Source organism: Stenotrophomonas sp. PA-6-5C, assembly GCF_021605635.1.
In the GTDB taxonomy this organism is placed as follows: Bacteria; Pseudomonadota; Gammaproteobacteria; order Xanthomonadales; family Xanthomonadaceae; genus Stenotrophomonas; species Stenotrophomonas lactitubi.
In genome coordinates this window covers 159,319-171,105 of record NZ_WKEE01000003.1, presented here as the reverse complement: position 1 = coordinate 171,105, position 11,787 = coordinate 159,319, and the positions used below count along the sequence as shown (strand labels likewise).

At 67.0% G+C, this 11,787-nt stretch carries 11 protein-coding genes; 7 read left to right on the top strand and 4 right to left on the bottom strand.

Annotated features, from left to right (window positions below; translation table 11 throughout):
• Positions 1-427: 427 nt before the first annotated feature.
• The 4 genes from ppk1 to GIW57_RS02325 form a co-directional block, all read right to left on the bottom strand.
• Positions 428-2,515, bottom strand: a complete 2,088-nt coding sequence (ppk1, locus tag GIW57_RS02340; RefSeq protein ID WP_236509056.1) for a polyphosphate kinase 1 — start codon at positions 2,513-2,515, stop codon at positions 428-430.
• 4 nt (positions 2,516-2,519) lie between these two features.
• Positions 2,520-3,851, bottom strand: a complete 1,332-nt coding sequence (phoR, locus tag GIW57_RS02335) for a phosphate regulon sensor histidine kinase PhoR (RefSeq protein ID WP_100463308.1) — start codon at positions 3,849-3,851, stop codon at positions 2,520-2,522.
• Between the two features lie 105 nt (positions 3,852-3,956).
• Positions 3,957-4,646, bottom strand: coding sequence for a phosphate regulon transcriptional regulator PhoB (gene phoB, locus GIW57_RS02330; protein WP_089239076.1), 690 nt, complete (start codon positions 4,644-4,646; stop codon positions 3,957-3,959).
• Positions 4,647-4,762: 116 nt separating this feature from the next.
• Positions 4,763-6,463 (bottom strand): M48 family metalloprotease, encoded by a 1,701-nt coding sequence (locus GIW57_RS02325; RefSeq protein WP_202908256.1) that lies wholly within the window; start codon positions 6,461-6,463, stop codon positions 4,763-4,765.
• A gap of 92 nt (positions 6,464-6,555) precedes the next feature.
• Here GIW57_RS02325 and grxC point away from each other — a divergent pair, with 92 nt between their 5' ends.
• The 7 genes from grxC to GIW57_RS02290 all read left to right on the top strand — a co-directional run bounded on the left by grxC (position 6,556) and on the right by GIW57_RS02290 (position 11,785).
• Complete coding sequence (grxC, locus tag GIW57_RS02320; protein WP_025878124.1) at positions 6,556-6,846, top strand: glutaredoxin 3; 291 nt, start codon at positions 6,556-6,558, stop codon at positions 6,844-6,846.
• Positions 6,843-7,235 (top strand): carboxymuconolactone decarboxylase family protein, encoded by a 393-nt coding sequence (locus GIW57_RS02315; protein WP_046986956.1) that lies wholly within the window; start codon positions 6,843-6,845, stop codon positions 7,233-7,235. Before grxC ends, GIW57_RS02315 begins: the two co-directional genes overlap by 4 nt.
• A 378-nt stretch (positions 7,236-7,613) precedes the next feature.
• Positions 7,614-8,618: an isocitrate dehydrogenase gene (locus GIW57_RS02310; RefSeq protein WP_100463316.1), complete on the top strand. Its 1,005-nt coding sequence runs from the start codon at positions 7,614-7,616 to the stop codon at positions 8,616-8,618.
• Between the two features lie 131 nt (positions 8,619-8,749).
• A complete protein-coding gene (locus GIW57_RS02305) occupies positions 8,750-9,160 on the top strand; it encodes a hypothetical protein (protein ID WP_100463320.1) in 411 nt (136 codons plus the stop codon).
• Positions 9,161-9,291: 131 nt separating this feature from the next.
• Positions 9,292-10,035, top strand: coding sequence for a cysteine hydrolase (locus tag GIW57_RS02300; RefSeq protein WP_236509055.1), 744 nt, complete (start codon positions 9,292-9,294; stop codon positions 10,033-10,035).
• A gap of 53 nt (positions 10,036-10,088) precedes the next feature.
• Complete coding sequence (locus GIW57_RS02295) at positions 10,089-10,997, top strand: LysR family transcriptional regulator (protein WP_236509054.1); 909 nt, start codon at positions 10,089-10,091, stop codon at positions 10,995-10,997.
• Positions 10,998-11,023: 26 nt separating this feature from the next.
• Positions 11,024-11,785, top strand: a complete 762-nt coding sequence (locus tag GIW57_RS02290) for a sulfite exporter TauE/SafE family protein (RefSeq protein WP_100463335.1) — start codon at positions 11,024-11,026, stop codon at positions 11,783-11,785.
• The last annotated feature ends 2 nt before the right edge of the window (positions 11,786-11,787 follow it).

The following is an 11,787-nucleotide window of genomic DNA, read 5'->3' as shown; positions in this document are numbered from 1 at the left end:
GGGGGGAGTGCGGCGGGGCTGCGCCCTGCACCTGCAGAGGCCGAAGCAACGTCAACGTCAAAGGCGAGATATCCGTGGGTTGGCGGGGTGGGTCCGGTTGCGGGGGACGCTGCAAGTACGTCCCTGTAAGCTCGGTCGCGCCATCCATGGCGCTCACGCCCCCGCAACCGGACCCACCCCGCCTTCGACAGGTTCACGCGGCTGTTGGTAGGTGTCGACCTTGGTCGACGCGGTAGATCCACGCCATGCGTGGATGCATCCAAACGTGCCGACCAAGGTCGGCATCTACCGGATCAAAGACCCTGCATCTGTCGACCTTCGACAGGTCGCTGCGGCTATTGGTAGGTGTCGACCTTGGTCGACACGGCAGATCCACGCCATGCGTGGATGCACCCAAACGTGCCGACCAAGGTCGGCACCTACCGGGTCAGAGTCCCTGCATCAACGCCATCTGTGCCGAATGCGGGGCTTCGTCGTGGGCCGGTGCGCGCTTGTGGTAGATGCCCTCGGCATCCAGCTCCCAGGCGTTGAGGTTGTCGTCCAGGTAGTTCTGCAGCACTTCGCGGTAAACCCGCTTGGCCAGTGCCGGGTCGAGGATCGGGAAGCAGGTTTCCACCCGGCGCAGCAGGTTGCGCTCCAGCCAGTCGGCGCTGGCGCAGTACAGCTCCGGTGCGCCGTCGTTGCCGAACCAGTAGACCCGGCTGTGTTCCAGGAAGCGGCCGACGATCGAGCGCACGCGGATGTTGTCCGACACGCCGGGTACGCCCGGGCGCAGGGTGCAGGCGCCGCGGATGATCAGGTCGATCTGCACCCCCGCCTGCGAGGCGGCGTACAGCGCACGGATCACCTGCGCTTCGTTGAGGGCGTTCATCTTGGCGATGATCCGCGCTGGTCGCCCGGCGGCAGCGACGCGTGTCTCGCGCTCGATCCTCGCCAGGATCCCGGTGTGCAGGGTGAAGGGCGACTGCAGCAGGCGCTTGAGCTTCATCTTCGAGGCCAGCCCGGACAACTGCTGGAACAGCAGGTGCACGTCGTTGCCGATGTCGGCATCAGCGGTGATCAGGCTCAGGTCGGTGTACGCGCGTGCGGTACCACTGTGGTAATTGCCCGTGCCCAGGTGCACGTAGCGGCGCAGCTTGCGGCCTTCGCGGCGCACGATCAGCAGCATCTTGGCGTGGGTCTTGTAGCCGACCACGCCGTACACCACCTGCACGCCGGCCTCCTGCAGCCGATCGGCCAGGCCCAGGTTGGCTTCTTCATCGAACCGCGCGCGCAGCTCGACCACCACGGTCACGTCCTTGCCGGCGCGTGCGGCCTGGATCAGCGCATCGACGATCAATGAATCCTTGCCGGTGCGGTACAGGGTCTGCTTGATCGCCAGCACGTTCGGATCCAGCGCGGCCTGGCGGATCAGGTCGAGTACTGCAGCGAACGCGTCGAAGGGGTGGTGCAGCAGCAGGTCCTTGCGTGCGGTGGTCTCGAAGATGCCGTCGCTGTCGCGCAGGGTGCGCGGGGTCATCGGCGGATACTTCAGGTCCGGCTGCGCGATCAGGTCGTACAGCTGGATGATGCGGTTGAGGTTGACCGGTCCATCGATGCGGTACACCGCGTTCTCGGTCAGGCCGAAGTTCTGCAGCAGGGTGCGGACGATGTCGCGCGGCATGTCGTGGGCGATCTCCAGCCGCACCGCAGGACGGTAGCCACGGTCCACCAGCTCGTCGCGCAGGGCCAGGGCCAGGTTTTCCACTTCCTCCTCGTCCACCACCAGCTCGGAGTTGCGGGTGACGCGGAACTGATAGGCGCCCAGCACTTCCAGCCCCGGGAACAACTCGTCCACGAAGGTGGACAGCACCGAGGACAGGAACACGAAGTTCTGCGGGCCGCCGAGTTTTTCCGGCAGCTGGATGATCCGCGGCAGCGAACGCGGCGCACGCACGATGGCCAGGTGGCCGCTGCGGCCGAACGCGTCGGTGCCCTTCAGCACCACCACGATGTTCAGCGACTTGTTGAGGATCTTCGGGAACGGATGCACCGGGTCCAGGCCCAGCGGCGACAGCACCGGCATGATCTCGTTGCGGAAGTAGGCACGCAGCCAGCGCTTCTGGCGGTGAGTCCAGGAGTTGCGGCCGAGCACGCCGATACCGGCTTCCATCAGCGCCGGACGCAGCGTCTGGTTCCAGCAGCGGTACTGCTGGTCCACCAGCTCGGCGGCGCGCTCGTGGATGGCGTTGAGAATGGCCTGCGGGCTCATGCCATCCGGTGCCGGCGGCAGGCCGAACTCCTGCGCATGGCGGACCGCAGCGGCACGGATCTCGAAGAATTCATCCAGGTTGGTGCAGGAGATGCACATGAAGCGCAGGCGCTCCAGCAGCGGCACCTGCGGGTCCATTGCCTGCGCCAGCACGCGGAAGTTGAAATCCAGCTGCGACAGTTCGCGGTTGATGTACAGCGCCGGGTCGCGCAACGGATCGCTGTCCGTGCTCACGGGGAGGGGGAGGGATCCGAGGCTGCTCATGGCGTCATTCTTCGAAGGAGGTCAGGGGGGCGGACTCACGCGGTCGCACGTGGTCGGCATCGAAATGGCAGGCGAACACCGAGCCCTTGCCGACCTCGCTGTCGATTTCCAGGCGTGCGTGGTGCAGACCGAGGATGTGCTTGACGATCGACAGGCCCAGGCCGGTGCCACCGCTTTCGCGTGAGCGGCTGCTGGAGACACGGTAGAACCGTTCGGTCAGGCGCGGCAGGTGCGCGGCGGGAATGCCGTAGCCGGTGTCACGCACCGCCAGCACCACGCCGTCGCCCTCGCGGCGGAACTCCACCGCGATGCGGCCACCGGCCGGGGTGTAGCGCACCGCGTTGGTGACCAGGTTGGAGAACGCGCTGTGCAGTTCCTTGGTCGAGCCCTGCAGGTCCACGCCGGCCAGGTCGTCGATGCTGATCTGGTGGCGGCCCTGGCTGTGCGCCTCGGCTTCGCGGCGCAGCGTGGCCAGCATGGGCTGCATGGCCACCGTCTCGGCCTCGCTGTGTTCCTGCGATTCCAGCCGCGACAGGGTCAACAGGTCTTCCACCAGCTGGGCCATGCGCTGGCTCTGCTTGCGCATCTCTTCCAGCATCGGTCCGGTTCCCGGGAAATCCTCCGGGTCCATCATGTCCAGGTAGCCGTGGACCACGGTGAGCGGGGTGCGCAGTTCGTGTGAAACATTGGCCACGAAGTCGCGGCGCACCTGTTCCAGGCGCAGCAGCTTGCTCACATCGCGGGCGATCAGCAGCCAGTAGTCGGACGAATAGGGAATCAGGCGCAGGTTCAGGCGGATCGCAGGATCGACCGGCGAGGGCACGTCCAGGATCGGTTCGGCGTTGCGGCCACCGGCCAGCCAGTGGGCCAGCGGCATCGGCTGCAGGCGTTCGACCAGGGCCTCACCCAGATCGCCGGGATGGTGCAGGCCGAGCAGTGCCGTGGCCGCTTCGTTGAACCACTGCACGCGCTGGCTGTTGCGGTCCAGCACCACCACGGCGTCGGGCAGCGCGGCGGCGGCGGCGCGATAGCTGCGCAGCATGTCCAGCAGGCGTCGCTTGCGCACGCGCATCTCCACCTGGTTGCGGTACAGCAGTCGGTCCAGCTCGTTCCAGACGCCGGTGCCTTCGGCGGCGGTGTCCCAGCGCTGGCGCGCGGTCAGCCGGCGCAGCACGCGGCGCAGCCGCCAGTAGTGCCAGACCAGCGTCGCCAGTGCCGCCAGCGCGATGCACAGCCACAGGTGGCCAGTGAACCATCCGACCAGACCGGCCAACAGCAACACGATGGCCACGGTGGCCAGTGTCTTCAACCAGGCAGAGCGGATGTGGCGGGGCATTGCGGTCTCGTCGTGGGTTGCGGCGGTTCACGCAGGTGAACCGAGGGTTATAGCAGAGTTGCCGACGCAGGCACCGTGGGGTGCACGGCGCCGGCACGACGAGGCTCAGGTTGCGGTGGAGAAGCGGTAACCGGCGCCGCGCACGGTCTGCACCATGTTCTCGGCGTTGAACGGTTCCAGCGTCTTGCGCAGGCGTCGGATATGCACGTCGATGGTGCGTTCTTCCACATACACGCTGCCGCCCCACACGTGGTCCAGCAGCTGCGCGCGGGTGTACACGCGCTCGGGGTGGGTCATGAAGAAGTGCAGCAGGCGGTATTCGGTCGGGCCGATCGGCACCGGCTGGTCGTTGGCGAACACGCGATGGGCAGCGCCGTCGATGCGGATCGAGCCCACCGCCACGCTGCCGTCCTCGTCATCGTCGCGGGCGCGGCGCATCACCGCGCGGATGCGGGCCAGCAGTTCGCGCGCCGAGAACGGCTTGACCACGTAGTCGTCCACACCGGCTTCGAGGCCGCCCACGCGGTCGTTCTCTTCGCCGCGTGCGGTCAGCATGATGATCGGCACTTCGCGGGTGAGGGTTTCCTTGCGCCAGCGCCGGGCCAGGTCCAGGCCGCTGGTGCCGGGCAGCATCCAGTCCAGCAGGATCAGGTCGGGGACGCGGTCGGCGATGGCGGTCTGGGCCTCGCGGGCGTCACCGGCGTGGACAGGTTCGTAATCGCCCTTGCGAAGGGCGAAGGCGACCATTTCGCGGATCGCGGGCTCGTCATCGACGATCAGGATGCGTTTCTGCACGAGGGCACCGTAGGGCTCAGTTACTGGAGTGGTGCCAGTAGACTACGGTTTGATGACATGTTTGTGACTACCTGGCCGGCATCTGGCATTCCTGCCATCTGCCGGTCATGCCGCACTCAGCGGCGGTCCAGGTCAGGGTCCTGTACACCCTGCCGACGCAGCTCGAGCACGGTAGGCGTGATCGACTCGATCCGCGCATCCACCCGGGCCCGGCCGACGTAGTCCAGGGCGGGGTTGCGCTTGAGTGCCTGCAGCTGCATCAGGGCCTGTTCCGGGCGCCCGCCCAGGAATGCCGCCTCGGCATAGGCCTCGCTGGCACGGACACTGTCACCGGCCAGTTCACTGGCGCGGGCGTAGCGCTGCTGGAAGACCGGATCGTTACCGCTTTGCGACAGCAGCGGACGCAGCATCGCCTGTGCGCGCTGGCCCGCGGCCTGGCCTCCCTGCTCGTTCAGGATTTCGGCATAGGTCAGGGCCACCGGCCGGCTGTTGGGGTGCTCATGCAGCAGCTGCTCGAAGCGCGCATTGGCCTGGGCGGATTGGCCGGTGCGCGATTCCGCCTCGGCCAGGGCCAGGGCGACCCACAGGCTGTCCGGGTGGGTCTTCAGCAGGTCGGTCAACGTCTGCCGGGCCTCGCTGGCGCCGCTGCGGCCGCCGCGCATCGTGGCCAGTGCCTGGCCGTAACGCTGGGCGTCGTCCAGGCCATCCTTCTGCCGCCGCGCAAGATCGGCGTACTCGCGTTGCAGTTCGGCCGGGCTGTCGGCACTGAGTACGCGCAGGCGTTCGCGGGCCCAGTTGAAATCGCCACTGGCGCCGCGGCTGAGCTGGCCGATCGGAACCCGCAGCACGCTGCTGGGCAGCAGCGGGTTGATGCCGCGCAGCAGCGGATCGCCCAGGGTCGGGTCGGCCGGATCCACCCGTTCCCTGCGCTCGCCGCTGGGCGTGCGGGTGGTCAGCAGCACCGTGTCCTTCTTCATCTGTTCGGCGCGGGCCTTGGCCTCGCTGATGCGGGTGGTGTTGACCGGGTGGGTGCGCAGGAAGTCGGGAACGCTGTAACCGCCGTCGTTGCCGCGCATTGCCGAGGACATGCGTTCGAAGAAGCCGGCCATTGCATCCACGTCGTAGCCGCTGCGCGACAGCGTGCGGATGCCCAGCCGGTCGGCCTCGGATTCATTGGAACGGGTGTAGTCGATCTGCCGTTGCTGCATCAGGCCCATGCCCGAGCTGATCGCCGCCATGGTGGCGTTGCCCGAGGAGGAGCTGTTGCTGGCCTGGGCGGCGACCACCGCCGCCAGCATGCCCAGCAGGATCGGGATCTGGTCGCGCTGGGCGCGCTCGACTCCGCGCAGCACGTGCTGCTGGGTGACGTGGGCGATTTCGTGCGACAGCACCGCCGCCACCTCGTCCTCGCGCTCGGCCGTCAGCACCAGGCCGGCATTGACGCCGATATAGCCGCCGAGGGTGGCGAAGGCATTGATCTGGCGGTCCTTCATCACGAAGAACGTGTAGGGCTGGCGCGGCTGGTCGCTGTTGGAGCCAAGGCGGGTGCCCATGGTCTGCAGCCAGTCGTTGACCAGCGGATCGTCCAGCAGGTAGCCGTAGTTGCGCAGCTCGCGCAGCATCATCGCGCCGTACTCGGCCTGGCGGGCCGGGGTCAGCAGTTCGCCCGCCGAGGAGCCGATGTCCGGCAGCTTCTCCTGGGCCTGCGCCAGCGGGGCGGCCAGGGCCAGGGTCAGGGCAGCGGTGAGCAGCAGGGGTCGCAAGCGGTCGATCCTCGGGCAAAGTCTGGCCAGCGTGGCAGGGCAGGGGGCAACCATTCGTTAATCAATCCACAGTGTTGCGGGCGTGGCGTGGAAATTCCAGCGCACCGGTACCATATATGGACCGTCGATCCATCGTGGAGTTTCCCGTGACAGCCCAGTCCGCCGGCGCTACCCCCGCCATCACCATCTATTCCACCGCCGTCTGCCCGTACTGCGTGGCCGCCAAGAACTTCCTCAAGAGCAAGGGCCAGCAATGGACCGAGGTCCGCATCGACCTGGACCCGGTCGAGCGCGAGAAGATGATGGCCAAGACCCGCCGTACCAGCGTGCCGCAGATCTTCGTGGGCGACGTCCACGTGGGCGGCTACGACGACATGATGGCCCTGCATCGTGAAGGCAAGCTCGAGCCGCTGCTGGCCGGGCAGGGCCAGGCATGAGCGCGGCCGACGACGGCAGCAAGGACCGGATCGCCGAGTTCACCGATTTCCGCAAGCGCATGAATGAACGCATCCTGGGCGAGCCGAACCAGGTGGTGCGCCGCTTCTTCGCGCTGGACACGCAGACCTACCAGGCCGGCGCGCTGGATGTGAAGACCAAGGAGCTGCTGGGCCTGGTGGCCTCGATGGTGCTGCGCTGCGACGACTGCATCAGCTACCACGTGGCCCAGTGCAAGGACGCCGGCGTGACCCGTGAGGAGTTCTTCGAGACCTTCTCGGTCGGTCTGGTGGTCGGTGGCTCGATCGTGATCCCGCACCTGCGCCGCGCCGTGGATTTCCTCGACCAGCTGGAAGGTGGCGCTGCCGCCCCCGAAGCGCACGAGCACTGACCCCGACGAGCGCCGGGAACCGGGACCTTGCGCCCTTCCCGGTGGTGCCGGCCAGCGGCCGGCACTACCGCCCGCGCGCAGGGGCCTTCCCCGCGATCTCCCTGACCAGGAGCCCCCTTGTTGTTCAAGGGGGCGCGCCGGTAGGCGCGGGGATAAGGTGGAATGCGCGGGCAAGCCGCAGAGCGGTTTGCAGGGGCGCGCCGACAGGCGGGGGTAGAGGTGGAATACGCGGGCAATTCTGCCTTACCCGGCTCGGACTAATTGCCTATTTGGGGTCTCCGAGCCGGGTAAGGCATAATTGCGGGTGAAACTTCCTTTGCGCCGGCGTTTCCGGGCACGTCCGGACGGCGTTTTTCCCCCTGTTCGGAACATCGATCAATGACGCAGAAAATTACGGTCATCCGCGGCGACGGCATTGGCCCGGAAATCATGGACGCCACCCTGTTCGTGCTCGACCAGCTCAAGACTGGCCTGGAGTACGAAGACGCCGACGCCGGCCTGGTGGCCCTGGAGAAGCACGGCGATCTGATGCCGGCGGTGACCCTGGAATCGATCGCGCGCAACAAGGTCGCACTGAAGAGCCCGCTGACCACGCCGGTCGGTGGCGGCTTCACCTCGATCAACGTCAGCCTGCGCCGCCACTTTGACCTGTACGCCAACGTGCGTCCGGCCCACACCTTCCCGAACACCAAGTCGCGTTTCGACAACGTCGACCTGATCACCGTTCGTGAGAACACCGAAGGTGCGTACCTGGCTGAAGGCCAGGAAGTGTCGGCCGACGGCGAGACCGCGTTCTCCGGCACCCGCATCACCCGCAAGGGCTCCGAGCGCATCGTGCGTTACGCCTTCGAGCTGGCCCGCAGCACCGGCCGCAAGAAGGTCACCGCCGTGCACAAGGCCAACATCATCAAGTCGACCTCGGGCCTGTTCCTGGCCGTGGCGCGCGAAGTGGCGGCCAAGTACCCGGACATCGAGTTCCAGGAAATGATCGTCGACAACTGCTGCATGCAGTTGGTGATGCGTCCGGAACAGTTCGACGTCATCGTCACCACCAACCTGTTCGGCGACATCATCTCCGACCTGTGTGCAGGTCTGGTCGGTGGCCTGGGCCTGGCCCCGGGCGCCAACATCGGTGAGAACGCGGCGATCTTCGAAGCCGTGCACGGCACCGCGCCGGACATCGCCGGCCAGGGCAAGGCCAATCCGTGCGCCCTGCTGCTGGCAGCGGCACAGATGCTGGACCATGTCGGCCAGCCGGAAAATGCCGAGCGCCTGCGCAAGGCCATCGTCGCTACGCTGGAAGCCAAGGATTCGCTGACCGGCGACCTCGGCGGCACCGGCAACACGATGGGCTTTGCCAAGGCGATCGCCAGCCGCCTGTAAGCGGCCGGCTGTCGTGCTGCAGATCGTCGCAGGCGATTTCCAGCAGGGCCTCGGGTAGTTGCAGACGGGCCGTCCTTGTACGGCCCGTCTGCGTTTTGAGCTGCACATTTTTCACCGACAGGATGTTATGGATGCCTGAGACGGCTGTGTGGATCCTGGCGGCTGCTGCCGTTTACGTTCTGGGTGTGGCCATCTACTTCGTCTTCTACTGGCCGTGGTCCCGTTCGCAGCGCGCGCTGCGCCGCCTGCGCAGGGATGGGGCGCCCGTTCGCAGCATGCGGCGGTCCGAGGAGCGCGCACTGCAGTTGATCGAGTTTCCGGCAGGGGCGCCGGTTCTCCTGCTGGAAGGGGCCTGCGCGGAATTCGTCATCAGGAGCGTCGATTCTCCTCCCCGGCATGTCCACACGCTGGCTGGCGTGCCGGTGAAGTATCCGGCGGGCCTGAAGCATGCACTGCGCGCTGGTAGCAATACCGCCGAAGTCGTACTGGGCCGCGAGTACGCGATGATCGTGCGGCTCAATGGGGCAAAGCTGACCTCGTAGCGTCGCGCAAGCTCAACGCCAGAAAAATTATCTGTGCGACTAGCGCACAGATTGTGTGCTCGAATGCGGCTGGTTCGTGCGTTCAATGCTCCTCATCCTGTGCCCACTTTCCATTGCACAGGAGCTTGACCATGAACCTCACTGCTTTCGGCCTGGCCAGCCTGATCGGCATGGCCGCCACCGCCCCGGCCGTCGCCGCCGAGTCGTCCCATCCCACCATCCGCCATATGGCCGGCGCTCCGGCTGCCACCTCGCTCGACGCAATGAAGACCGCCGTGCTGGTGATCGACTTCCAGAACGAGTACTTCGATGCCGGCGCCGCCGCGGGCTTTGCCGGGGGCCGCATGGTCATCCCCGATGGCGTGGCGGCCCTGCGGCAGACGCGCCGCGTGGTCGACTTCGCTGATGCCAACGGCATCCGCGTGATCCATGTGCAGCACGTGCTGCCGGCCGGTGCGCCGCTGTTCGCAGAGGGCAGCGTCAACGCGGCGTTCCACCGGGACATGCAGCCGCGCAAGGGCGAGACCGTGGTGCAGAAGGAAAACGTCAGCGTGTTCGCCGGTGCCTCGGCGGCAGTGCTGGACAAGGCGCTGAAGGACGCCGGTGTCGACACCCTGATCGTCACCGGCCTGCAGACCCATGCCTGCGTTGCCGGTGCTGCACGCGATGCCGCTGCAGCGCCGCGCGGCTATCGGGTGATCGTCGCCTCCGATGCCTCTGCCAGCCGCGATCTGGATCTGGCTAATGGCGGGAGCATCGGCCATCGTGCATTGCATGAAGCGTCGCTGGCACAGATCGAGGATGCCTTTGGCGATGTCATGACCACCTCGGCGATCCTGGCCTTGCCGGTGCGCAAGGCCGGCGACGACGCTTGATAAGCTGGCGGGGTCCGCAGCGAGCGGGCCCCGCCGACCGGAGTCACCTCCCGATGGACCATTTCGCCGCCCTGCGAGCCTTGCGCGCGATCGTCGATGCAGGCAGTTTCACTGCCGCCGCCGAGCGGCTGGATACCACCCATTCGGCGATGTCGCGGCAGTTGCGTCAACTTGAAGAGCACCTGCAGGTGCGGCTGCTGGATCGCAACAGCCGGCGACTGTCGCTGACCGAGGCCGGGCGCGACTACTACCGCGAGGCGGTGGCGCTGCTTGACCGGTTGGAGGCCGCCGATGACCGTGCGCGGGCCGGCCAGGCCCAGCCCAGCGGGCGCGTGCGGGTCAGCGTGCCGCAGGTGGTCGCCAGCCAGGAGTTGCCGCATTGGCTGCCTGGCTTCCTGGCGCGCTATCCGCAGGTGGCACTGGAACTGTCGGCCGACGATCAGCTGGTCGATGTGGTCGGCGGTGGCTTCGATCTCGCCCTGCGCATCGCGCCGTCCTTGCCTGACAGCCAACTGGTCGCCCGTGAACTGGCGCGCTGCCCGCGCATCCTGGTTGCGGCACCAGCCTACCTGGCCCGGCATGGACTGCCTCGACAGGTTGCCGATCTGCAGAACCACACGTTGTTGGCATTCAACCCGATTGCGGCGATCACGCCGTGGCAGCTGCACGGGCTGCGTGGTGCCATCGTCAGCGTGGAAGCCGGTCAACGACTGCGCGTGGACGCCACGCCGGCACTGCATGCGGCCGTGCTGGCCGGCATGGGCATCAGTCTGTTCACTGCGCTCACGGTGCAGGAAGACCTGCGCGCTGGCCGGTTGATCCGCGTGCTACCCAGCTGGCACGGTGGCACGCGCTGCTATTTCGCGCTGTATCCCCATGCGCGTGCGCTGGCGCCGAAGGTGCGCGCGCTGGTCGATCATCTTGCCGCGCATTACGCTGCAGCGTCGGGTGCGGAAGGGTAGTTGCACGGCAGCGGTGAGGAGTGGGGATGGAGTCGGTGTATCTGCTGGTCGCGCTGGGCGCGATCGTCGCGGGATTCGTACAGGGCCTGTCGGGTTTCGCGTTCGGCATGGTCGCGATGTCGTTCTGGGCCTGGGGGCTGGATCCCCGGCTTGCGGCGACGCTGTCGGTGTTCGGCGCGCTGGTCGGCCAGTTGCTGGCGGTGTTCACCGTGCGCCGTGGCTTCAACCTGCGCCTGCTGCTGCCGTTCGTGCTCGGTGGGTTGGCGGGCATTCCGCTGGGCGTGCTGGTGCTGCCACAGCTGGACATGGTCTGGTTCAAGGCGCTGCTGGGAGGATTCCTGGCGCTATGGTGCCCGGTGATGTTGATGGCGCGTTCGCTGCCGCCGGTCACCGTGGGTGGTCGTTTTGGCGACGCACTGGCCGGCATGGCCGGCGGTGTGCTCAGTGGCATCGGCGGCTTTGCCGGACCGGTGCCGACGCTGTGGAGCACGCTGCGTGGCTTCGGCAAGGACGAGCAGCGCGCGGTCATCCAGAACTTCAACCTGGCGATGCTGGCGGTGACGATGGCAGTCTATGTCGGCACCGGCATGATCACCCTGCAGATGCTGCCGTACTTCGCCATCGTCGCGCCGGCAATGCTGGTGCCAACGCTGCTGGGGGCCAAGCTGTATGTCGGTATCAGTGAAGCGCGTTTCCGGCAGATCGTGCTGGGGCTGTTGACGGCCTCCGGCGTTGCCATGCTGGCCTCGTCGTTGCCGTTGCTGTTGTCCCGTGGGGCGGCGGGATGAGG